Annotated in this window: 21 protein-coding genes and 1 riboswitch; of the genes, 15 read left to right on the forward strand and 6 right to left on the reverse strand. The window is 73.2% G+C overall.

Annotated elements, in window-relative coordinates:
- Positions 1–7: 7 nt before the first annotated feature.
- The 4 genes from C8046_RS18030 (at position 8) to C8046_RS05800 (ending at position 1,666) form a co-directional block, all read left to right on the forward strand.
- Positions 8–301, forward strand: a complete 294-nt coding sequence (locus tag C8046_RS18030; RefSeq protein WP_146197070.1) for a hypothetical protein — start codon at positions 8–10, stop codon at positions 299–301.
- Between the two features lie 98 nt (positions 302–399).
- A complete protein-coding gene (locus tag C8046_RS19180) occupies positions 400–711 on the forward strand; it encodes a TadE/TadG family type IV pilus assembly protein (RefSeq protein WP_235866145.1) in 312 nt (103 codons plus the stop codon).
- Positions 708–1,181 carry a pilus assembly protein gene (locus C8046_RS05795; RefSeq protein ID WP_235866146.1) on the forward strand — a complete coding sequence of 158 codons (474 nt, stop codon included), beginning with the start codon at positions 708–710 and terminating at the stop codon, positions 1,179–1,181. The genes C8046_RS19180 and C8046_RS05795 overlap by 4 nt, the downstream gene beginning before the upstream one ends.
- Entirely contained in the window at positions 1,178–1,666 is a 489-nt protein-coding gene (locus tag C8046_RS05800) for a hypothetical protein (protein ID WP_199224401.1), read from the forward strand. Before C8046_RS05795 ends, C8046_RS05800 begins: the two co-directional genes overlap by 4 nt.
- Positions 1,667–1,717: 51 nt before the next feature.
- On the opposite strand, the gene C8046_RS05805 is transcribed toward C8046_RS05800, so the two are convergent.
- The 5 genes from C8046_RS05805 to C8046_RS05825 form a co-directional block, all read right to left on the reverse strand.
- Complete coding sequence (locus tag C8046_RS05805; protein ID WP_146197071.1) at positions 1,718–2,557, reverse strand: hypothetical protein; 840 nt, start codon at positions 2,555–2,557, stop codon at positions 1,718–1,720.
- Between the two features lie 54 nt (positions 2,558–2,611).
- Positions 2,612–3,475 carry an energy-coupling factor transporter transmembrane component T family protein gene (locus C8046_RS05810; protein ID WP_235866147.1) on the reverse strand — a complete coding sequence of 288 codons (864 nt, stop codon included), beginning with the start codon at positions 3,473–3,475 and terminating at the stop codon, positions 2,612–2,614.
- Positions 3,472–5,112 carry an ABC transporter ATP-binding protein gene (locus C8046_RS05815; protein WP_158277137.1) on the reverse strand — a complete coding sequence of 547 codons (1,641 nt, stop codon included), beginning with the start codon at positions 5,110–5,112 and terminating at the stop codon, positions 3,472–3,474. Before C8046_RS05815 ends, C8046_RS05810 begins: the two co-directional genes overlap by 4 nt.
- Positions 5,102–5,764, reverse strand: a complete 663-nt coding sequence (locus C8046_RS05820) for an ECF transporter S component (RefSeq protein ID WP_109228633.1) — start codon at positions 5,762–5,764, stop codon at positions 5,102–5,104. The genes C8046_RS05815 and C8046_RS05820 overlap by 11 nt, the downstream gene beginning before the upstream one ends.
- On the reverse strand, positions 5,761–6,543 hold the full coding sequence (locus C8046_RS05825; protein WP_235866149.1) for a Ykof family thiamine-binding protein: 783 nt from the start codon (positions 6,541–6,543) through the stop codon (positions 5,761–5,763). Before C8046_RS05825 ends, C8046_RS05820 begins: the two co-directional genes overlap by 4 nt.
- Positions 6,534–6,642: riboswitch (TPP riboswitch) on the reverse strand. Its footprint overlaps the gene before it by 10 nt.
- A gap of 122 nt (positions 6,643–6,764) precedes the next feature.
- Between C8046_RS05825 and C8046_RS05830 the strand changes: the two genes are divergently transcribed.
- The 7 genes from C8046_RS05830 to C8046_RS05860 all read left to right on the forward strand — a co-directional run bounded on the left by C8046_RS05830 (position 6,765) and on the right by C8046_RS05860 (position 15,866).
- A complete protein-coding gene (locus C8046_RS05830) occupies positions 6,765–7,598 on the forward strand; it encodes a MurR/RpiR family transcriptional regulator (RefSeq protein WP_158277138.1) in 834 nt (277 codons plus the stop codon).
- A 133-nt stretch (positions 7,599–7,731) separates the two neighbouring features.
- Complete coding sequence (locus tag C8046_RS05835) at positions 7,732–8,889, forward strand: ABC transporter substrate-binding protein (protein WP_109228635.1); 1,158 nt, start codon at positions 7,732–7,734, stop codon at positions 8,887–8,889.
- Positions 8,886–10,625, forward strand: a complete 1,740-nt coding sequence (locus C8046_RS05840; RefSeq protein WP_109228636.1) for an ABC transporter permease — start codon at positions 8,886–8,888, stop codon at positions 10,623–10,625. The genes C8046_RS05835 and C8046_RS05840 overlap by 4 nt, the downstream gene beginning before the upstream one ends.
- Positions 10,622–11,683 (forward strand): ABC transporter ATP-binding protein, encoded by a 1,062-nt coding sequence (locus C8046_RS05845; RefSeq protein WP_109228637.1) that lies wholly within the window; start codon positions 10,622–10,624, stop codon positions 11,681–11,683. The genes C8046_RS05840 and C8046_RS05845 overlap by 4 nt, the downstream gene beginning before the upstream one ends.
- On the forward strand, positions 11,680–12,258 hold the full coding sequence (locus C8046_RS05850) for a histidine phosphatase family protein (RefSeq protein ID WP_109228638.1): 579 nt from the start codon (positions 11,680–11,682) through the stop codon (positions 12,256–12,258). The genes C8046_RS05845 and C8046_RS05850 overlap by 4 nt, the downstream gene beginning before the upstream one ends.
- A gap of 10 nt (positions 12,259–12,268) precedes the next feature.
- Entirely contained in the window at positions 12,269–13,501 is a 1,233-nt protein-coding gene (locus C8046_RS05855; RefSeq protein ID WP_109228639.1) for an aminotransferase class I/II-fold pyridoxal phosphate-dependent enzyme, read from the forward strand.
- 193 nt (positions 13,502–13,694) lie between these two features.
- Complete coding sequence (locus tag C8046_RS05860; RefSeq protein ID WP_109228640.1) at positions 13,695–15,866, forward strand: glutamine synthetase III; 2,172 nt, start codon at positions 13,695–13,697, stop codon at positions 15,864–15,866.
- Here C8046_RS05860 and catA read toward each other — a convergent pair whose 3' ends face one another.
- Positions 15,867–16,520: a type A chloramphenicol O-acetyltransferase gene (gene catA / locus C8046_RS05865; protein ID WP_109228641.1), complete on the reverse strand. Its 654-nt coding sequence runs from the start codon at positions 16,518–16,520 to the stop codon at positions 15,867–15,869. It abuts the gene before it with no gap.
- Between the two features lie 112 nt (positions 16,521–16,632).
- Here catA and C8046_RS05870 point away from each other — a divergent pair, with 112 nt between their 5' ends.
- From C8046_RS05870 to C8046_RS05885, 4 genes are all read left to right on the forward strand, one after another.
- Positions 16,633–17,826, forward strand: a complete 1,194-nt coding sequence (locus tag C8046_RS05870) for a GAF domain-containing protein (RefSeq protein WP_109228642.1) — start codon at positions 16,633–16,635, stop codon at positions 17,824–17,826.
- Between the two features lie 61 nt (positions 17,827–17,887).
- On the forward strand, positions 17,888–19,411 hold the full coding sequence (locus C8046_RS05875; protein ID WP_109228643.1) for an aldehyde dehydrogenase family protein: 1,524 nt from the start codon (positions 17,888–17,890) through the stop codon (positions 19,409–19,411).
- Positions 19,412–19,512: 101 nt separating this feature from the next.
- Positions 19,513–21,027 (forward strand): sugar porter family MFS transporter, encoded by a 1,515-nt coding sequence (locus tag C8046_RS05880; RefSeq protein ID WP_109228644.1) that lies wholly within the window; start codon positions 19,513–19,515, stop codon positions 21,025–21,027.
- Positions 21,028–21,081: 54 nt separating this feature from the next.
- Complete coding sequence (locus C8046_RS05885) at positions 21,082–21,498, forward strand: DUF779 domain-containing protein (RefSeq protein ID WP_109230779.1); 417 nt, start codon at positions 21,082–21,084, stop codon at positions 21,496–21,498.
- Position 21,499 lies beyond the last annotated feature (1 nt).

Here is a 21,499-nt window from a genome sequence, read left to right on the forward strand (position 1 = left end):
AATCCCGATGTGGCACTCCCCGCGCACCGCCCCGACCAGCACCCGACCGTCCGCGAGACGGCCGACCTCCACGACCACGGCGGCGCTCCTGGCCGCCCTGACCGTCACCTTCCTCACCTCGGCCACGAGGCTGCGCGACGCCGTCGACCGGCGCGTGGACGACCCCGAGCGCGGCGACGTGCCCGGGTGGGTGATGGTGACGCTCATGACCGCAGGCCTCGTGGCGGTCGTCTGGGTGCTCGCCGACGACTGGATCCGCCAGCTCTTCCAGCAGGCGGTCGATCGCGTCTCCGGTCCCTGACCTCGCCGCTCACCCGCGCCCGCACCCGGCTCACGAGCACGGGGTCCGAGCGGGGCTCCGCCATCGCCGAGACGGTCCTGGTCGGGGCGCTCGTCCTCGTGCTGGTCCTGGGACTCGTGCAGCTCGCCTACGCACTGTGGGTGCGGACCGTCCTCATCGACGCCGCCGGCGAGGGGGCGCGGTACGCCGCGCTGCTCGACGGCGACCTCGGCTCGGGCGAGCAGCGCGCCCTCCAGGTCGCGGCGTCCGGCGTCACCGACGGCTACGTGGACCACGTCGACGCGAGCGTCACCTCCGAGGCGGGTTACGACGTCATCGTCGTCGAGCTGCGCGCCCCCGTCCCCGTGATCGGCCTGCTCGGGCCGACGGGAACGCTGTCGGTCGCGGGCCGGGCGGTGGTGGAGCAGTGACCCACCTCCGGCGACTCCCCCGGATCCTGCGCGACGGACCGCACGCTGCGGCACCGGGCGACGGCGAGCGCGGCAGCGCGGTCGTGGAGTTCCTCGGCGGTACCGTCCTGCTCGTCGTTCCGCTCGCCTACCTCGTCCTCACGCTCGCGCAGCTCCAGGGCGCCGCCTTCGCCGCGGAGAGCGCCGCGCGCGACACCGGCCGGCTGATGGCGACCGCCGACGACCCCGGGGACGCGGCCGCGCTCGCCGCCCGCGGGGTCGAGCTCGCGTTCGCCGACCACGGGATCGAGATCGACGGCGAGCAGGCGCTCGAGGTGACCTGCTCGCCGTCGTGCACCGCCCCGGGGGCGACGGCGCACGTCACGATCGCCGCCGACGTCCCGCTCCCGTTCTGGCCGGGTGGCGGGCTCACCGTGCCCGTCACGGCCGAGGCCGTCACCAGCATCGACAGCTACCGGGAGCGGTCGTGATCGCGGGCCTGCTGCGCCGTCGCCTCCGCCCCGGCGACGACACCGTGGGCAGCGCCGACCCGGAGAGCGGTCGCATCCTCGTCCTGACGATCGGTGCGCTCGCCGTGGCCGCCTCCCTGATCGCGGCGATCGCCACCGCGAGCGCCGTCTACCTGGACCGCAAGGCGCTCCTGTCGCTCGCCGACTCGACCGCGGCCTACGCCGCCAGCCAGATCGACGAGCGCTCCTACTACGGCGGCGACGACCTCGCGGTGACCGACGAGTCCGTGAGCGCGTCCGCCGCGGACTTCCTCGTCCAGGCGCCTCCGTCGCTCACCGACGCCCCCGGGCTGCAGCTGGCCGACCCCACCGGGACGCCCGACGGCGGAGTCACCGCCGAGGTCACGCTCACCGCCCTGTCGCGGCCGTCGTTCCTGCCGTGGGTGCTGGCGCCCTGGTCCGAGGGCATCCCGATGACCGTGACGGCCTCGGCCCGGGCGTCCTGACGGCAGGGTCGGGCGGCGAGCGGCGGTGGGAGCACGGCTGCCCCTGCAGCGTCAGTCCGTCGCAGTCGAGAATTCCACCGGTTCGCCCCCGATGGCGACCGCCCGATCGCCGAACCCCGGGTCGAGGCCCCACAGACCCCAGCGCTCGTCACCCCCTCCCAGCACGTAGAACGCATCGTCCACCGGACCTCGCGCCTCCCAGAACTGGACCCACTCCGCCTTCTGGTCGAGCGAGTCGAACTCCAGCAGCACGACCGCGGGTCGCTCCTGACAGATCCGCACCGTCTCGCCGGACTCGCCTGTGTCGCCGGCACCGAGGTCGCCCTCGCACCCGAGCGCCTCGTGCAGCTCCTGCTGGCCCGTGCCCGACCGCGGCCGCTCCACCTCGACCGCCTCGGCGTCCGCCGTGGCCGAGAAGATCGAGGTCTCCTCGTTTCCCGCTCCACGGCGGAGGGAGAACGTCCAGCCACCCCACTCCTCGCCGTCGCTGAGCTGGTCGGAGGAACCTGGGTATCCCGTCGCTTCCGCGAGGCAGCTCATCCCAGCGACGACGGAGAAGGCGACACCCAGGTCCGGAAGATCACCGCCGGCGATGTCGTCGGCATCGACGTCGCCCGCCGCTCCGAGCGACCTGGCGTCAGCACCGAGAACTTCGATCAGAACGTCCGAGCCATCGAGTCGAATGAGGTCGCCGCCCGCTCGCGAGCAGGACTCGTACACCTCTTCCGCCACCTCGACATTCCCTCCCCCGGCACAGCTGGACAGCACCAGCGTCAGGACAGCGATCGCTCCGATGAGCGGACTCGTCTTGGGCACGAGGTCTCCTTGCTGGGACGTGGGTGGAGGCCTGCTGGTTCGGAAAGCCTGCACGCGAACGGGTTGAGTGGCCATTGTCGACCAGGAACCCGGGCGACGCTCGGCCGTGACCCACCGTGTCGACCTCCGTCAGGCGATCACCAGCACCGTCGCGACCACCCCCGCCAGTCCCACGACCAGCGCCAGGTCCTGCCACCCCAGCGCCACCGGCCGCCACACCGTGCGCGGCCCGGAGCCGAGCCCGCGCGACTCCAGCGCGAAGGCGATCCGCTCGGCGGAACGGATAGACGTCACCAGCAGCGTGAACGCGCAGCGCGCCAGCATCCGCGGCCCCGTCCGCGGCCGCCCCGCCCGCCGACCCCGCTCGCGCAGCGGCGCCCGCACCGCGTGCGCACGGGTGATCGTGCGCCACTGCTGCGGGAGCACGCCGAGCAGGCGGTAGCCCGCGAGCAGCGAGTAGGCCACGCGCGGGCTCAGCCGCGCGTGCTGGACCAGGCTGACCATGAGCCGACGGGGATCCACCGTCAGCACGAGTGCCACCGAGCCCACCCCGATCACCATCGTGCGCAGCGCGAGCGCGGAGCCGATCGTCAGGCCCTCGACGGTGACGCGCACGGGCAGGTCCGGCCAGAGCTCCGTGCCCGGACGGGCCAGCGCGTTCACCGTGACGAGCCCGATCGCGAAACCGACGAACGGGAGCTGCGCGAGCAGGAAGCGCCCGAGCCCGGGCCGCGCCCCGACCAGCACGCCCACCACCAGCACGGCCCAGAGCACCGCGAGGGTGACCGGGTCGAGCAGGAACAGCGTGAGCACGGACAGCGCCACGAGCAGCGCCAGCACGACCGTCGGGTTGCGCCGGGCCAGCCAGGACGACGCCGGTCCGCGCGCGTCAGCGGGATCGGCGCCCACCGCGCGGACCGGGATCGCCGGCCCGCGCGCCGCCGTCGTCACCCCGGCCGCCTCCGCGCCACCCGACCCGACCGTCGCCGTCACGCCGCCACCGCCACGTCGTGCGCGAGCTCCTCGAGAAGCCGCAGCGCCGGCCGCACCGGCACGTCGTGCTCCACGAGGAAAGCCAGCAGCGGCGGCACGACCATCCCGGCGGAGGCGAGCGCCACCGGATCCCGCAGCAGCTCCTCGGGGGTGAGCACGGCGGCCACCCCGCCGTCGGCCAGCACCACCACGCTGTCGGCGCAGGCGGCCACGGCCCGCAGGTCGTGGCTCGTCAGCGCGACGGCGAGGCCGCCGTCGGCCGCCTCCCGCAGCGCGCCCATCGCCACCGCCGTCGCCGCCCGGTCGAGCCCGTACCCGGGCTCGTCGGCGAGCAGCACCGGTCGGTCGTGCACGAGCATCGCCGCGAGGCTCAGCCGCCGCTTCTGGCCGCCCGACAGCGCGTAGGGGCTGTGCTCCGCCCAGTCCGCCAGGTCGAACCGCGCCAGCGCGTCGGCCACCCGCGACGAGCCGTGCGGCAGACCGAACGCGATCTCCTCGCGCACCGTCGCCCCCACGAGCTGGTGCTCGGGGTCCTGGAACACCAGTCCCGGGCGCGGCCCGTCGACGGTGCCGGCGGCCGGCCGCTCGAGCCCGGCGAGCGCGGCCAGCAGCGTCGACTTCCCGGCGCCGTTCGCCCCGACCACCGCGACCAGCTCGCCCGCGTGCAGATCGAGGTCGACACCGGTCAGCACCGGTCGCCCACCCGCACGAATTGTCAGGCCGCGGGCACCGAGCACCACGGGACCACGCTCCGCCGTCGCTCCCACGTCGCCCGGCCCCTCGGACGCCGTGAGCGCGAGCAGCGCGCCCCGCACGTGCGGCGAACCGAGCCCGCCCCCGAGCCCGAGCAGCGCCTCGAGCTCGGCGTCCAGCGGCAGCCAGCAGCCCTGGCGCAGCAGCTCGCGCCCGTGCTCGGCGAGCACCCGCGCCGTCGGACCGTCAGCCAGCACGCGTCCGGAGCGCCCCAGCGCCACGGTCCTCGCGGGCAGCGCCGCCGTTCCCCCGGCCGCCCACTCGTCGAGGCGGTGCTCCACGAGGACGACCGCGACGTCGTCACCCACGCGCGCGACGGCGTCGCGCACCGCGGCGACGCCCGGCGCGTCGAGCATCGAGGTCGGCTCGTCGAGAAGCAGCAGCCGAGGCGCCGTCACGGTCGCCGCCGCGAGCGCGACGCGCTGCAGCTCTCCTCCCGAGAGCTCCCCGCTGGCGCGCTCGCGCAGGTGGGCGGCCCCCGCCGTCGCGAGCGCCGCGTCCACCGCCGGGCCGATGAGGTCCCGCGGCACGGCCCGGTTCTCCAGCGGCAGCGCCACCTCGTCGGCCACGAGCGGCAGGCAGACCCCGCTGACGGGGTCCTGCGCGACGGTGCCGACGTGCTCGCAGACACCGATCACCCCGGCCGTGACGGGGTCGGTGCCGGCGATGCGAACCGTTCCGGTCACCCGCGCGCGGACGTGCTGCGGCACCGCCCCCGCGAGCGTGCGCAGCAGCGTGGTCTTGCCCGATCCCGAGGGCCCGAGCACGAGCACGTGCTCCCCGGGGCCGAGGGTCGCGGTCAGCGGGCCGACGCCGTCGCCCCCGGGCAGGACCACCTCGAGCGCGTCCGTCTCGACGACCCCTCCGGCCGCCTCAGCGCTCACGACGCACCAGCTCGGGCTCACCGGCGCCGTCGGCGCCATCAGCAGCGGCACCCGCGCGCCGCTCCCGCTCGGCCGCCTCGCCGATCGCGTAGTTCGCCAGCACCCCGGTGCGCAGCAGCCCGTCCACGATCACCTTGGCCAGCAGCCCACCGAGGATCACGCCCGACAGCGCCTGCACCCCGAACCGGACCAGCACGAGGTCCTGCCCGAACCACCCGAACCGGAACGCCGACCAGAAGAACACCAGTCCCGCGCCCATCAGCCCCGACAGCGCGTAGCGACCCCAGCCGAACCTCCGGTAGCGCCCGAACGCGAACGGCAGCTCGCTCCCGACGCCCTGGATGAACGCCGCGACCAGCAGCATCGGCCCCACGGCGCTGCCGAGGAAGACGACCTCGATCACGGACGCGAGCACCTCCGCGAGGATGCCGACACCGGGCCGGCGGACGATCGCGATGGCGATGGGGGCCACGAGCAGCCAGCTGCCGGCGAGGAAGTGCTGGGCCAGGTCGCCTGCCGGTCCCATCGCGATCGACAGGGCCGTCCAAGCCTGCACGAAGGCCCAGTAGAGGAACCCGAACACGGTGCCGAGCACCACGACGAGCACGATCTCCTTCAGCGTGAGCCGGCGGCGGGGCACGAGCGCGCTCATCGGACGACCTCGCCGTCGATCGCGCCGTCGGTCGCACCGGCCGGAGCCGCGTGGTTCGGGCTGTTCAGCGAGACCTGCAGGTGGCTGGTGACGTGCTGCACGCTGCGGCCCACGAGCACCCAGCCGGCGACGGCGGTGGCGAGCACGTCCCCCAGATCGCCCTCGAGCCGGGTCACGAAGTGCTCGGACCCGCGGAACGTGCCGAGCTCGCGGGCGTGGTCGATCGCCGCGTAGATGTCGCGCATGTGGTCCGGCTCCGGGGGCGCCGCCCCGTCCGGCCCGACGGCGGGGGCCGCGTCCGCGAGCGGGTACAGCGCCCACTCGGCGGCGGCGAGGCGCCCCGTGGTGCGGGTCGGCGGCACGCTCGCGCCGCGCGGTCCGGCCCCGCCCGGCCGCTCGCACACCACCTCGCCCGGGCAGCCGCGCGAGAGGTGGACGGTCAGGGTCACGTGGTGGCCGGTCGCCGCGAGCGCCGCACCGAGGTCGGTGAGGTAGCGCAGGAGGTCGGTCTCGGACCCGCCGACATAGGTGGACACGTCCCCCGTGCTGAGGACGAGGCCGTCGGTCGACACCTCGGCGAGCGCCCGCGTGAGGACGTCGACGTAGTCGTCGGCCATGACGGAGGCCGTGACGCGAGCGCCGACCCCGAAGGTCAGCGGATCGCGCGTGAGGTCCCCGGCGGAGGGCCCGGCGACGGGGGTGGTGGGGGTGGGACTGGTGAGCAGCATGCGACGCGCCTCTCGGGCAGCGGCGGCACGGGCGCGGACGGCGGTCGTCACGCGTAGCTTCCTGCGCCGGCATGATCCGGATCAGGTTCGACGGTCGGAGTTGGAGAACTCCCTCTCAGCCCAGCTCACTGGACTCCCGTGCTCACGGACGACCCTAGCCGGGTGACGCCCCGGCGACACCCGTGGTCCGCGGGGTGAACCCTCGCGCAACAGCACGTGAACGTGCACGACTTGCACCCATCGCACGTGGACGTGCGCCTAACGTCCCGAACGTGCTCATTACCCAGCTGGCCGCGAGCCACGGCCCGGCCCTCACGCCGACGGACCGTCGACTCGTCGCCGCCCTCCAGACGCAGCCCGACCGGGCCTCGTACTGGCGCGCCCACGAGCTCACCGACCCGCTCGGGCTGCACCAGTCCTCGGCCACGCGCCTGGCCCAGCGGCTCGGCTTCGACGGCTACCCGCAGCTGCGGGACGCGCTGCGCGAGGACTACCTCGCGGGCGACGGCCCCTCGCAGCGCTTGCGCGGCCGCCTCGAGCGTCACCCGGACGGCGACGTCCTGACCTCGTTCGTCGACGACGAGTCCGCGGCACTCGCCGCGCTCCCCCGCCACGTCACCCAGCCCGAGCTCGACGAGCTCGCCGACCGGATCCTCGCGGCCCGCGAGATCCTCCTGTTCGCCCAGGGCAACGCCACCGTGCTGGTCGACCTGCTCGCCCGTCGGCTCGAGCGGTTCGGGATGCGCACGGTGCGTCTCGTCGGCTCGCGCCGAGACCTCGCCGAGCGGCTGTCGCGGCTCGAGCGCGACGACGTCGTCCTGGCGTTCGTCTTCCGCCGGGCGCCGGCCGTCCTGGGCCCGCTGCTCGCCGTCGCGACGGCGGCCTCCGCGGGCACCGCGATCGTCACCGACACCGTCGTGTGGTCCTCACCGCGCCCCGACCAGATCGTCGCCGCACCCCGCGGCGGCGCCGACGACTTCCTCTCCCTGACCGTGCCGATGGCGATCGTCAACGCCCTCGTGCTGACGATCGCCCGTCGGGCCGACGACGGGGCGCTGCAGTCGCTCGACCGTCTCGGCCACCTCCTCGAGCAGCTCGAGGCCTGACCTCCCCGACCTGCCTGACAGCACCGCCCCACCCAGCACCACCCCACCCAGCACCACCCCATCCAGCACCACCCCACCCAGCGCCACCCCTCGCAGCACCTCCCCCACCCCGCGCCCGACCGAAGGATCAGCCATGCCTCGCCGTCACCGCACCGTCCCCCTCCTCGCCCTCGCCCTGCCGCTCACGCTCGGCCTCACCGCCTGCTCCGGCGCCGCGTCCGCCCCCGCCGACGACACCGACTGGGACGCGCTGTCCCACGACGAGCTCGTCGAGCTCGCGGAGGCCGAGGGCACCGTGTCGGTGTACGCCTTCACCAGCCGGATCGCCACGATCGAGGAGTCCTTCGAAGCCGCCTACCCCGGCATCGACGTCGTCGCCACGGACATCTCCTCCACCGAGCTGATCACCCGGCTGGCCAGCGAGCACCGCGCGGGCAGCACCACCGCCGACGTCGCGTACGTCTCCGACGCCCCGGTGGTGGTCACCGAGCTGCTCGCCGACGACGTCCTGCTCCCCTACGTCCCGGCCCGCGTGGCCGACCAGCTGGCGCCGGAGTTCACCGCGCCGCTGGTCGCGAACCGGCTCTCCACCAAGGTGCTCATGTACAACGAGGAGGCCCACCCCGACGGCGCGCCGGTCGCCAACCTCTGGGAGCTGACCGAGCCCGCGTGGAGCGGCAAGGTCGTGCTGGTCGACCCCAACGTCCGCGGCGACTACCTCGACCTGATGACGGAGATGTCGCTCCGCTCGCAGGAGATGGCCGATGCCTACGAGGACCACTTCGGCACGCCGATCGAGCTGGACGAGGGCGTCGAGGACGCGGGGCTGCAGTTCGCCGTCGACCTCTACGCCAACGACGCCGTGCTGGTGGACGACACGGACACCGTCAACGCGGCCGTCGGCGCCACGGGTCAGGCTGACCCGCCCGTCGGCTTCACCTCGTACTCCGACCGTCGCGACAACTCCGACGAGGGCTGGGCGCTGCAGGTCGCCGCGGGCGTCACGCCGTCGCCCGGCATCGTCTTCCCGGCCATGCTCGGCGTCACGGCCGGCGCCGAGAACCCCGCGGCCGCCCGGCTGCTGATCGACTTCATGATGGGCGACGACTCCGAGACCGGCGGCGACGGGTTCGCCCCGTTCTACGTCGCCGGCGACTACCCGACGCGGGACGACGTCGTCGCCCCGGCCGAGGCCGTGAGCCTGGACGAGCTGGGTGGCTGGAGCATCGACCCCGAGGCCTCCGCCGAGCGCCGCTCCGCCGTCGCCGACTTCCTCCTGACGATCCAGTGAGGTCCGCCCTCACGGGCGCCCTGCGCGACGCGCGACGCCCCATCCGCTGGCTGGCGCTCGGCGTCCTCGCCGTGCTGGTGCTGCTCGTCGCTCTGCCCCTGGTGGGCCTGGTCCGGGCGACGCTCGGACCCGCCGGGAACGGCGCGTGGACCGACGTGCTCGCCAGCCCGATGTCGCAGAACCTGTTCTGGATCCCGCTGCGCAACTCGCTGCTGGTGGGGCTCGGCACGGGGCTGCTGTCCACGGTGCTCGGCGCGTTCCTGGCCTGGGTCGTCGTGCTGAGCGACGTGCCGGGCCGCAAGGTGATCGGGGTGCTGTCGACCATCCCGTTCGCGCTCCCGAGCTTCGCGATCGCGCTGGCCTGGGAGAGCGTCTTCCGCAACGACCGGGTCGGCGGCGCCCCCGGGCTGCTCGCCTCGCTCGGCGTCCCGGTCCCCGACGTGCTCTCGTGGGGCGCGGTCCCCGTCACCCTCACGCTCGTGGCCCACTACTTCTCGCTGTCGTTCGTCGTCATCGCCGCGGCGCTGGCGAACGTCGGCGGCGACATCCTGGCGGCGGCCGAGCTGACCGGCGCGAGCCGGGCCCGGGTCGCCGTCCGGATCGCCCTGCCGGCCGTCGCGCCCGCCGCGCTGTCCGGCTTCCTGCTGGCCTTCGCCGAGGGCGTGAGCAACTTCGCGGTCCCGGCGCTCCTGGGGCTGCCGGTCCGCTTCCAGACCCTCAGCACCCGGCTGTACGGCGCCATCTCCACCGGCGACACGGCCCGCGGCTACGTCCTGTCGATCCTCCTGGTGGTGATCGCCGCGGCGGTGCTGTACCTCGGCACGCGGGCCACGGCCGGCCGCTCCTTCGCCACGATCACCGGCAAGTCCACGCGGCCCCGCACCATGACCACGGGCCCCTGGCGGTGGCCGCTCGCGGCGGTCGCCGCGACCCTCGTGCTCGTCACCGCGATCGTGCCGAGCATCGTGCTCGCGATGAGCACCTTCCTGCGCCGCACCAACCGGCTCGACGGCGGACTCACCCTGCACTACTGGACAGGCACCTCCGACCCCGGGATCGCGCAGGGCGTCCGCGGCATCCTGCGCGACCCGACCGTGCTCAACGCGCTCGGCGGCACGATCGCGCTCGGTCTCGCCGTCGCCGCCGGAGCCACGCTCCTCGGCCTCCTCGGGGCGCACGTCCTGACGCGGCTGCCGCGCGCCCGCGTCACCGCCGGCGCGATCAGCCTGCTCAGCTACGTGCCCTTCCTCATCCCCGGCGTCGCGTTCGGAGCAGCCTTCATCGCCCAGTTCGGAGCGCCGATCGGACCGTTCCCCTCGCTGTACGGGACGTTCGCCATCCTCGTGGTGGCCGGGATCGCCGCCAGCGTCCCGTTCGCCTTCCAGACCTCCAAGGCCTCGCTGGCGCAGGTGTCGGGCGATCTCGAGGAGGCCGCCGTCCTGACCGGGGCGAGCGGGTGGCGCCGGATGGTTCGCATCGTGCTGCCGCTCACCTCGCGCGGCGTGGTGGGGGGCGGTGTCCTCGTGTTCGTCACGATGGTGCGCGACCTCTCGCTCGTGGTCCTCCTCGTCACCCCCGCCACCCCGCTGCTGTCCGTCATGACCTTCCGCTACGCCAGCGAGGGCTTCACCCAGCACGCCAACGCCATCACCCTCGTCATCGCGGTCATCTCGGTCACCGCGACCCTCCTCGCCCGCCGTCTCCAGGGCGCCCGACAGAGCGGAACCACCTCATGACCCGGATCGTCCTCGACGGGCTCGGCAAGCGCTTCGGCGACCAGCCCGCGCTGCACGACGTCGACCTCGACCTCCCCGACGGCGCGTTCGTCGTGCTGCTGGGCCCCTCCGGCTGCGGCAAGAGCACCACGCTGCGCATCCTCGCCGGGCTCGAGGACCCCACGAGCGGACGCGTCCTGTTCGGCGACCGGGTGGTGGCCGACGGCGACCGCGGCGACGTCGTACCCGCCAAGGACCGCGGCCTCGGCATGGTCTTCCAGAGCTACGCCCTCTGGCCCCACATGACCGTGCGCACCAACATCGACTGGCCGCTGCGCGTCGCGGGCTGGTCCACGGCCGACCGCACGGCCCGCGTCGACGAGGTGCTGACGATGCTCGAGATCGACGACCTCGCCGACCGCTACCCCACGGAGATCTCCGGCGGCCAGCAGCAGCGCGTCGCCATCGCCCGCACCGTGGCGCCCCGCCCCGGGGTGCTGCTCTTCGACGAGCCGCTGTCCAACCTCGACGCCAGGCTGCGCGTGGACATGCGCGCCGAGCTCGTCCGCGTGCACCGAGCCACGGGCGCGACGAGCGTCTACGTCACCCACGACCAGACCGAGGCGCTGGCGATGGCGACGCACATCGCCGTCATGAAGGACGGCGTCGTCGAGCAGTTCGGCACGCCGACCGAGCTGCTCGAGGAGCCCGCCACCGCCTTCGTGGCCTCGTTCCTCGGGACCCCGCCGCAGGTGCTGCTCGAGGGCCCCGACGGTTCGCGGTCGATGTACCGCCCCGACTCCGTCGCGCTCGACCCGGCCGGCGAGCTGCCGTTCGAGGTGCTGGAGTCGACGCCGGTCGCCGGGCGCTGGCTCGTGACCGGGCTGGTCGGGGCGACCGGCTCGGTGGCGTCGGGACGCTCGCGTCAGCGCGTCACCGTCATCACCGACGGCGCCCGTCCGGCCGGCGAGGCGACGGCGCTGCGGCTGCCCGACCGCCCGGCCGCCGTCTTCGGCGCCGACGGCCGCCGCGCGACCCCGTCGACCCCGTCCCCGACGTCGACCCCGGTGACCGCATGACGACGCTCCTCCTCGTCCGGCACGCGGCCACCCCCTGGACCCAGGAGCGTCGGCTGCAGGGACGCACGGACATCGACCTGTCCGACGCCGGTCGCGCCGACGCCGCCGCGCTCCGCCCGCTGGTCGCGGCCTGGGCCCCGGCCACGCTCATCAGCTCCCCGCTCGCCCGCACCCGCTCGACGGCGGCGCTGCTCAGCGACCTCGACCCGACCCTCGACCCGCGCTGGATGGAGTCCTCCCTCGGCGACTGGGAGGGGCGCCTGCCCGCCGAGCTCGGGGCGGACTACACCGCCTGGCGGGCCGGTCGCCTGGTGCCGCCGGGCGGCGAGGACGCCGACGCGGTGCGGACCCGGATCGTCGCGGCGGTCACCGCCGCGGCGGCCCGCCCCGGCCCGGTGCTGGTCGTCACGCACGGCGGAACCATCCGCGCGGTGCTCGCGCACTACCTGGGTCTGACGGCCGACCTGATCGAGCCGGTCGCGGCGCCGAGCCTGACCGCGGTCGACGTGGACGGACGCGGGGCGAGGCTGCGCGCGTTCAACGCCGGCGCGGCACGGCCCGTCCCCGCCGCCTAGGCTCACGGGCATGGCCGAGATCCCCACGCCCCGCTGGCGCGCCGTCGCGAGCGCCGCCGGCCTCGCGGCGCCCGACGGCACCACCCGGCCGACGATCTTCGCCGAGATGACCGCGCTGGCGACGGCCACGAGCGCGGCGAACCTCGGCCAGGGCTTCCCCGACGCCGACGGCCCCGCGTGGATCCTCGAGGCAGCCGTCGAGGCGATCCGCGGGGGCCACAACCAGTACCCGCCCGGCCGCGGCGTGCCCGCGCTGCGCCGCGCCGTCGCCGCGCACCAGGAGCGCCGCTACGGCCTCGTCCTCGACCCCGGGACCGAGGTGCTCGTCACGGCCGGCGCGACCGAGGGCCTCACCGCGGCCGTCCTCGCGCTGGCCGGCCCCGGCGACGAGGTCCTCACCCTCGAGCCGTTCTACGACTCCCACGCCGCGGCGATCGCGCTCGCGGGCGCCACCCACACCACCGTCCCGCTCGTGCCCGGTCCCGACGGCTTCCGGCTCGACGTCGCCGCCCTCGAGGCGGCCGTCACGCCACGCACCCGCGTCATCCTGGTCAACTCCCCGCACAACCCCACCGGCACCGTCCTGCACCGCGCCGAGCTGGAGGCGATCGCGGTGGCCGCCATCCGCGCCGACGCCGTCGTGGTGACCGACGAGGTCTACGAGCACCTCGTCTACGACGGCGCCGAGCACGTCCCGCTCGCGACGCTCCCCGGCATGCGGGAGCGCACCGTGACCATCTCCTCGGCCGGCAAGACGTTCTCGCTCACGGGCTGGAAGGTCGGCTGGGTGACCGGGCCCGCCGCGCTGGTCGAGGCGGTGCTGGCGGTCAAGCAGTTCCTCACCTACTCCGGAGGCGCCCCGTTCCAGCCGGCGATCGCGCGCGCCCTGGACGAGGGGGCGTCCGACGTCGAGGAGCTGCGCACGTCGCTCGCCCGCCGCCGCGACGCCCTGGTGAGCGGCCTGACGGAGGCCGGCTTCGCCGTCGTCGTCCCCCGCGGCACCTACTTCGTGTGCGCGGACGCGACGCCGTTCCTCACCGCCGAGATGCCCGACGGCGCCGCGTTCGCGCGCGCCCTGCCGCACCTGGTCGGGGTGGCGGGCGTCCCGGTGTCGGCGTTCTGCCGCGAGGGCTCCGCCACCGCGCGTGCCCTAGCCCCCTGGGTGCGGTTCACCTTCGTCAAGGACGAGGCCACGATCGCGGTGGCCCTGGAACGCCTGCAACGGCTGCCCGGTCGGCGCTGACGACCACTGCGACCCGCGCGCCGTGAGCAACGTCTCACCCCGTCGCGGTGGGACGACGCCCCCCGACACCGCCAGGTAACGAGACCGTCATCCGGCGTCCCTAGCCTGAGGCTCACCAAACCACGGCCCGCCGCTCGGTGTGAGCGCGCCCGTCCGTGCCGCCGTCCTCGGGACGCCATCAGGGAGCACGCACATGACCGGAAGTTCCTCACGTCAGCAGGCGATCGACGCCGTCACCTCCTACGTCGCCCCGGAGACGGAGTTCAGCGAGCCGCTGGGCGACCTGTTCGGCCGCAACGTGTTCGGCCCCTCGGCCATGGAGAGCCGCCTGCCGAAGTCGGTGTACCGGTCCGTGATGGACACGATCGACCGCGGTGCGCCGCTGGACGAGGGCGTGGCCGACGCCGTCGCCTCCGCGATGCGCGACTGGGCCATCGACAACGGCGCCTCGCACTACGCGCACGTCTTCTACCCGCTCACCGGCCTCACGGCCGAGAAGCACGACTCCTTCCTCGAGCCCGACGGCGACGGCGCCTCGATCGCCCTGTTCTCCGGCAAGACCCTCGCGCAGGGTGAGCCCGACGGCTCCTCCTTCCCCAACGGCGGTATCCGCAGCACGTTCGAGGCGCGCGGCTACACCGGCTGGGACGTCACGAGCCCGGCGTACATCCTCGAGAACCCCAACGGGAACACGCTCTGCATCCCCACCGTCTTCATCTCCTGGACCGGTGAGGCGCTCGACAAGAAGACGCCGCTGCTGCGCTCGCAGCAGGCGATGAGCAAGCAGGCCGAGCGCGTGCTGCGGCACTTCGGCCACGACGACATCGACACGGTCGTCTCCTACGCGGGTGCCGAGCAGGAGTACTTCCTGGTCGACCGCCACTTCTTCTACTCCCGCCCGGACCTGATGGCCAGCGGCCGCACGCTGTTCGGTGCGAAGCCCTCCAAGGGCCAGGAGTTCGACGACCACTACTTCGGCGCCATCCCCGAGCGGGTGCTCGCGTTCATGATCGAGGTGGACCGCGAGCTGTTCAAGCAGGGCATCATCGCCAAGACCCGTCACAACGAGGTCGCCCCCGGACAGTTCGAGATCGCGCCGCTGTTCGAGAAGGCCAACCTCGCGCACGACCACCAGCAGCTGATGATGACGACGCTGCAGAAGGTCGCCGAGCGCTACGGGATGACCTGCCTGCTGCACGAGAAGCCGTTCGCCGGCGTCAACGGCTCGGGCAAGCACGTGAACTTCTCCATCGGCAACGCCAACCAGGGCAACCTGCTGAACCCCGGCGCCACCCCGCACGACAACGCCCAGTTCCTGGTCTTCTGCGCCTCGATCATCCGCGCGGTCCACCTGTACGGCGGGCTGCTGCGGGCCGTCGTCGCCTCGGCCTCCAACGACCACCGCCTCGGCGCCAACGAGGCACCGCCGGCGATCATCTCGATCTTCCTCGGCGACCAGCTCGCCGACGTCTTCGACCAGATCGCCAAGGGCGGGGCCACGGGCTCGAAGGCCGCGGGCATCCTGCACGTCGGCGTCGACACGCTCCCGCCGTTCCAGGCCGACCCTGGCGACCGCAACCGCACCAGCCCGTTCGCCTTCACCGGCAACCGGTTCGAGTTCCGCGCCCCCGGCTCGGGCCAGTCGATCTCGGGCCCGATGGTCGCGATCAACACGATCCTGGCCGACTCGCTCGCCTACATCGCCGACACCCTGGACGCCGACCTGGCCGCCGGGGTCGAGTTCAACGACGCGGTCCAGAACGTGCTGCAGCAGATCGTCAACGACCACGGCGCCGCCGTCTTCAACGGCGACGGCTACTCCGAGAAGTGGCAGGAGGAGGCGGCCCAGCGCGGTCTGCCGAACCTGCGCACGACCGTCGAGGCGCTCCAGCAGTTCACCGAGCCGTCCGTGATCGACGTGTTCGACCGGTTCAAGGTGCTCAGCCCGCGCGAGCTCAACTCGCGCTACGAGGTCTACCTCGAGCAGTACATCCTCTCGATCGCGGTCGAGGCGAAGGAGACGGTCGAGCTCGCCCGGACCCGGCTGCTGCCCGCAGCGCTGCGCTACCAGGGCGAGCTCGCGGGACTCGCGGTCAACCTCAAGTCGGTCGGGGTCGAGTACGACAGCGACATCATCGGTGGCCTCACGGGCTCCATCCGCCCGCTCATCACCGCGGTCGAGGCGCTCGAGGCGGCCATCGGCGAGCACGGCGGGCACACCCCGCTGGAGGAGGCCACCTACGCCAAGGACGTGCTGATCCCGGCGACGCTCGCGGTCCGCGAGGCGGCCGACGCGCTCGAGGCGCTCGTGGCCGACGACCTCTGGCCGCTCCCGAGCTACCAGGAGATGCTCTACATCCTCTGATCAGCGGACCCAGGCCGGGTCCGCGACCAGGTCCTGGAACTCGCGAACCAACCGCGCGGTGTGGAACCCGTCCGCCGCGGCGTGGTGCACCTGCACGGCCAGCGGCATCAGCGTCCGATCCTCACGTTCGACGTAACGACCGAGCGTGAGGATCGGCGCCAGGTGGTCCCAGCCCGCGGCCACGTTGAGGGTGAACCCGGTGAACGACGTCCACGGCAGGCTCGAGACGTCGAACGTGTTCGCGGGCGGGCGGCCCTGCGGAAAGAGCTCCGTCGCGGCGCGATGGGTCTCGAGCAGCTCGGCGGCCCCCGCGTGGAACGTGGCGAAGTCGGGATCGTAGGGCGCCCAGACGCTCGCGAAGGTCTCGCGCTCGGGGTTGAACACGGTGAACATCGGGTGGCTCACCGGCCAGACGGCGGGCGCACCGTCCTCGGTCAGGCACATCCGCAGCTCGTCGTGACGATTCACCACCGTGGCGAGCGCCCAGACCTGGGCGAGGTAGCTCTTCCGTGACGACCTCCGCAGCGCCGCGGCGAATGCGGTCACGTCCACCTCCACCGTCATGGCGTAGGTGCACGCCACGACGGAGCGGTAGTGCTCGAAGTGCTGACGACGGGGCCACGCGGTGAGATCGATCGGTCGCGGAGAGGTCATCGACCGATCCTCCCCTGCCTCGGCGCTCCGCTCACCCGACGACCACGCCTGTGACCCACGTCACGTAGGATCGCGCCACACCGTCCGACGACGAGGTCGAGGTGAGGAGACGATGACGACACCGGTCGCGATGCGGCACGCCCACGAGGAGTTCCTCGCGCGGGGCCGGCTCGCGCCCGGGGTGCGCGACGTCGTCGCGGACTCCTGGCGTCGCAGCGCCCGTATCGGGGTGGACCCCGAGCACCCCGCTCCCCCGGTGGACATCTCCGCCGTCGACCTCAGCGCCCTGCTCGCCCACCACCCGCTCGCCGCGGCCGTCCCCGTCGTGCGCAGCCTGCTGCTGGAGCCCGACGCCGGCTGGATCGCCGCCCTCACGGACGCCGAGGGCCGCCTGCTGTGGATCGACGGCGACCGGCAGGTCCGCCGGAGGGTCGAGCGCGTCGGCTTCGTCGAGGGCGCGCTGTGGCGCGAGGACGTCGCGGGCACGAACGCGCCCGGCACCGCGCTGGCCACGGGTCGCGCCGTCCAGGTGCTCGGCGCTGAGCACTGGTCCCGGCCGGTGCACGCGCTCAACTGCGCGGCGGCCCCGGTCCGCGCCGCGGACGGCAGCGTGCTCGGAGTCCTGGACATCACCGGCGGCGCTCCCGTCGCCTCGGGCATGGCTCGCTCGCTCGTGCGCGCCACCGTCGCCGCGGTCGAGGCCATCCTCGCGGAGCGGGCCGGCACCCCGGGTGCCGCCCCGCCGTCGCGCCCGGTCCTGCAGGTGCTCGGGGGCGGCGGTCACGTCCGGCTGGCGCGGGACGGAGCCCCCGTCGCGCTCTCGGGCCGGCACGCCGAGATCCTCCTGCTGCTCGCGGAGCACCGTCTCGGTCTCACCGCCGAGGAGCTGGCCGTGCACCTGTCGGGCAGCGAGCTGTCCACCGTCGCCGTCCGCGCGGAGATCTCCCGGATGCGGCGCACGCTGCGGCCGCTGCTCGTCGACTCCCGCCCCTACCGCCTGCACGACGACGTGCACACCGACGTCGACGCCGTCAGGGCGGCCCTCGCCGTCGGGGATCTGGCGCGCGCCCTGGCCAGCTACCCGGGGCCCGTGCTGCCCCGCTCGGACGCCCCCGGCGTCGAACGCGTGCGCGCCGGCCTCGAGGACGACCTGCGCGCCGCCGTCGTGACGTCGAACGATCCGGGCGCGCTGGCGCGCTGGCTCGGGTCGGAGTCGGGGATGCACGACTGGTGGGCGCGGGACCGGCTGCGCGAGCTGCGCGCGATCCACCCCGGTGCAACGTCCGTGCAACCCCGCCCCGCCTAGCCTGACGCGCACGGGTCGCACCGACGGCGATGCGGCCACGACGCGCAAGGAGGCGCTCGACATGACGATCTACGCACCCCCCGGCTCCGAGGGGAGCCTCGTCACCTACCGCTCCCGCTACGACCACTGGATCGGCGGCGAGTTCGTCGCCCCGGTGAACGGTCGCTACTTCGAGAACCCCAGCCCCGTGAACGGCAAGACCTTCACCGAGGTGGCCCGCGGCGACGCCGCGGACATCGACGCCGCGCTCGACGCCGCCCACAAGGCCGCGCCCGCGTGGGGTCGGACCAGCGCGACCGAGCGCGCCATCATCCTCAACAGGATCGCCGACCGGATGGAGCAGCATCTCGAGGAGATCGCCGTCGCCGAGAGCTGGGAGAACGGCAAGCCCGTCCGCGAGACGCTCAACGCCGACATCCCGCTCGCGATCGACCACTTCCGCTACTTCGCCGGCGCGATCCGGGCCCAGGAGGGCTCGATCAGCCAGATCGACGAGGACACGGTCGCCTACCACTTCCACGAGCCGCTGGGCGTGGTCGGCCAGATCATCCCCTGGAACTTCCCGATCCTGATGGCCGTGTGGAAGCTGGCGCCCGCGCTCGCGGCGGGCAACGCCGTCGTGCTCAAGCCGGCCGAGCAGACGCCTGCCTCGATCCTCTTCCTGATGGAGATGCTGGCCGACATCATCCCGCCGGGCGTGCTCAACGTCGTCAACGGCTTCGGCGTCGAGGCGGGCAAGCCGCTGGCCTCGAGCCCGCGCATCCGCAAGATCGCGTTCACCGGCGAGACCACCACGGGCCGGCTGATCATGCAGTACGCGGCTCAGAACATCATCCCGGTCACGCTCGAGCTCGGCGGCAAGAGCCCGAACATCTTCTTCGAGGACGTGGCGCGCGAGAAGGACGACTACTACGACAAGGCCCTCGAGGGCTTCACGATGTTCGCGCTCAACCAGGGCGAGGTCTGCACCTGCCCCTCCCGCGCGCTCATCGACCGCTCCATCTACGACGGCTTCCTGTCCGACGCGCTCGATCGCACGAGGGCCGTGAAGCAGGGCAACCCGCTGGACACCGACACGATGATCGGCGCGCAGGCCAGCAACGACCAGCTCGAGAAGATCCTCAGCTACATGGACATCGGCAAGCAGGAGGGCGCCAGGATCCTCACCGGCGGTGAGCGCAACGTGCTGGAGGGCGACCTCGCCGAGGGGTACTACGTCACCCCGACGGTCTTCGAGGGCACCAACTCGATGCGCATCTTCCAGGAGGAGATCTTCGGGCCGGTCGTCGCCGTGACGTCCTTCTCGGGCTACGACGACGCGATCTCGATCGCCAACGACACGCTCTACGGCCTCGGAGCCGGCGTGTGGTCCCGCGAGGCGACCATCGCCTACCGGGCGGGCCGCGCCATCCAGGCCGGCCGCGTGTGGACGAACAACTACCACGCGTACCCGGCGGCGGCGGCGTTCGGCGGCTACAAGGGCTCGGGCGTCGGCCGCGAGAACCACCTGATGATGCTCGACCACTACCAGCAGACCAAGAACCTCCTGGTCAGCTACTCGGCCCAGAAGCTCGGCTTCTTCTAGGCCCACCACGAACCGGTGTCCGACGGCGGAGCTCGCCCTCCGCCGTCGGGCGCCGCCCGGTCCGGTCCCCGTCCTGGTCACGCGGCGGCCTCGGGTCCAGGATGGATCGCAGCGCGACGGACGACAGCGCCGCACCGAGCCGAGGAGAAGACGTGACCAGTTCCGCACCCGCCGCCCCGCCGAGCAGGCTCAACGGCCGCATCATCGGGATCTCGGTCGGCGCCGCTCTCGGCGGGTTCCTGTTCGGTTTCGACACCGCCGTCATCAACGGAGCCGTCGAGTCGATCGGTTCCCAGTTCTCCCTCTCGGCCGGCCTCCAGGGCTTCGCGGTCTCCTCCGCGCTCATCGGGTGCGCGGTGGGCGCCTGGTTCGCCGGTCCGGTGGCCAACAAGCGCGGCCGCATCCCCGTGATGCTCGTGGCCGCCGTCCTGTTCCTCGCCTCCTCCATCGGCTCCGGCCTCGCGTTCGGGGTCTGGGACCTCATCGCCTGGCGCGTCATCGGCGGCCTCGGCGTGGGCGCCGCCTCCGTGATCGCCCCGGCCTACATCGCCGAGGTCTCCCCCGCGCACGTCCGCGGACGCCTCGGCTCGCTGCAGCAGCTCGCCATCGTGCTCGGCATCTTCACGTCGCTGCTGTCGAACGCGATCCTCGCCGGGGCGGCCGGCGGTGCCGCGAACGAGCTCTGGTTCGGGCTCGAGGCGTGGCGCTGGATGTTCATGGCCGAGGCCGTGCCGGCCCTCATCTACGGGCTCTTCGCCCTGAGGCTGCCGGAGTCGCCCCGATTCCTCGTGGCGCGGGGCGAGTACGACAAGGCCTCGGCGGTCCTGCACGACTTCACCGGCGTCGTCGAGGTCAACCTCAAGATCGAGGAGATCAAGAAGACGATCAACGCCGAGAAGAAGGAGTCGCTCAGCGATCTGCGCGGGCCCCGACTCGGCCTCAAGCCCATCGTCTGGATCGGCATCCTGCTCTCGGTCTTCCAGCAGTTCGTCGGCATCAACGTGATCTTCTACTACTCCACGACGCTGTGGCAGTCGGTCGGGTTCGACGAGTCCGACGCGCTGCGGATCTCGGTCATCACCTCGGTCACCAACATCGTCGTCACGATCGTCGCGATCCTCCTCGTGGACCGCGTCGGCCGCCGCCTCATGCTGCTCGTCGGGTCCGTCGGCATGACGCTGTCGCTCGGCATCATGGCGCTCGCGTTCTCCTTCGCCACGCTGGTCGAGGGTGCGGACGGGACCACGAGCGCCCAGCTGGAGGCCCCGTGGTCGACGATCGCTCTGGTGGCGGCGAACGTCTTCGTCGTCGCGTTCGGTGCCACGTGGGGTCCGCTGGTCTGGGTGCTGCTGGGCGAGATCTTCCCCAACTCCATCCGCGCCGGCGCCCTGGCCGTGGCGGCCGCCGCGCAGTGGGTCGCGAACTTCGCGATCTCGACGTCGTTCCCCGCGATGGCCAGCGTCTCGCTCTCGCTCGCCTACGGCTTCTACGCCGCGATGGCCCTGCTGTCGTTCTTCTTCGTCCTGCGCAAGGTCCCCGAGACCAAGGGCCGCGAGCTCGAGGACATGAGCGAGGACCTCGTCGTCGAGCGCAGGACGAAGCCCGCGCGCACCTGAGCCGTCACCTCCCCCCGGTCACCCACCCCGCCGTCACCGATGAAGGGACGCACCATGAGCACCGTCGAACGAGTCGCCGTCACCTCGGCGGCCTCCGCCATGCTCGCGCAGCTGCGCGGGCAGCACGGCGAGCTGATGTTCCACCAGTCCGGGGGCTGCTGCGACGGCTCCTCCCCCATGTGCTACCCCGACGGGGACTTCATCACGGGTGACGCCGACATCCACCTCGGGGACCTGGCCGTCGAGGTGGAGGGGGACGGCGAGACCTTCACCGTGCCGGTCTGGATGAGCCGGAACCAGTTCGAGTACTGGAAGCACACGCACCTGACGATCGACGTCGTCCCCGGCCGCGGCGCCGGGTTCTCGCTCGAGGCGCCGGAGGGCGTGCGGTTCCTCATCCGCTCGCGCGTGTTCACCGACGAGGAGAACGCCGCGCTGGGCACGACCGTGACGCTCGGGGTCGCCGGGTGAG

Source organism: Serinibacter arcticus (assembly GCF_003121705.1).
In the GTDB taxonomy this organism is placed as follows: domain Bacteria; phylum Actinomycetota; class Actinomycetes; order Actinomycetales; family Beutenbergiaceae; genus Litorihabitans.

Coding starts and splice junctions, on each gene's coding strand:
- C8046_RS18030 (WP_146197070.1), top strand. CDS start 8: ATGTGGCACTCCCCGCGCACCGCCCCGACCAGCACCCGACCGTCCGCG.
- C8046_RS05805 (WP_146197071.1), bottom strand. CDS start 2,557: ATGGCCACTCAACCCGTTCGCGTGCAGGCTTTCCGAACCAGCAGGCCT.
- C8046_RS05820 (WP_109228633.1), bottom strand. CDS start 5,764: ATGAGCGCGCTCGTGCCCCGCCGCCGGCTCACGCTGAAGGAGATCGTG.
- C8046_RS05835 (WP_109228635.1), top strand. CDS start 7,732: ATGCCTCGCCGTCACCGCACCGTCCCCCTCCTCGCCCTCGCCCTGCCG.
- C8046_RS05845 (WP_109228637.1), top strand. CDS start 10,622: ATGACCCGGATCGTCCTCGACGGGCTCGGCAAGCGCTTCGGCGACCAG.
- C8046_RS05850 (WP_109228638.1), top strand. CDS start 11,680: ATGACGACGCTCCTCCTCGTCCGGCACGCGGCCACCCCCTGGACCCAG.
- C8046_RS05855 (WP_109228639.1), top strand. CDS start 12,269: ATGGCCGAGATCCCCACGCCCCGCTGGCGCGCCGTCGCGAGCGCCGCC.
- C8046_RS05860 (WP_109228640.1), top strand. CDS start 13,695: ATGACCGGAAGTTCCTCACGTCAGCAGGCGATCGACGCCGTCACCTCC.
- catA (WP_109228641.1), bottom strand. CDS start 16,520: ATGACCTCTCCGCGACCGATCGATCTCACCGCGTGGCCCCGTCGTCAG.
- C8046_RS05870 (WP_109228642.1), top strand. CDS start 16,633: ATGACGACACCGGTCGCGATGCGGCACGCCCACGAGGAGTTCCTCGCG.
- C8046_RS05875 (WP_109228643.1), top strand. CDS start 17,888: ATGACGATCTACGCACCCCCCGGCTCCGAGGGGAGCCTCGTCACCTAC.
- C8046_RS05880 (WP_109228644.1), top strand. CDS start 19,513: ATGGATCGCAGCGCGACGGACGACAGCGCCGCACCGAGCCGAGGAGAA.
- C8046_RS05885 (WP_109230779.1), top strand. CDS start 21,082: ATGAGCACCGTCGAACGAGTCGCCGTCACCTCGGCGGCCTCCGCCATG.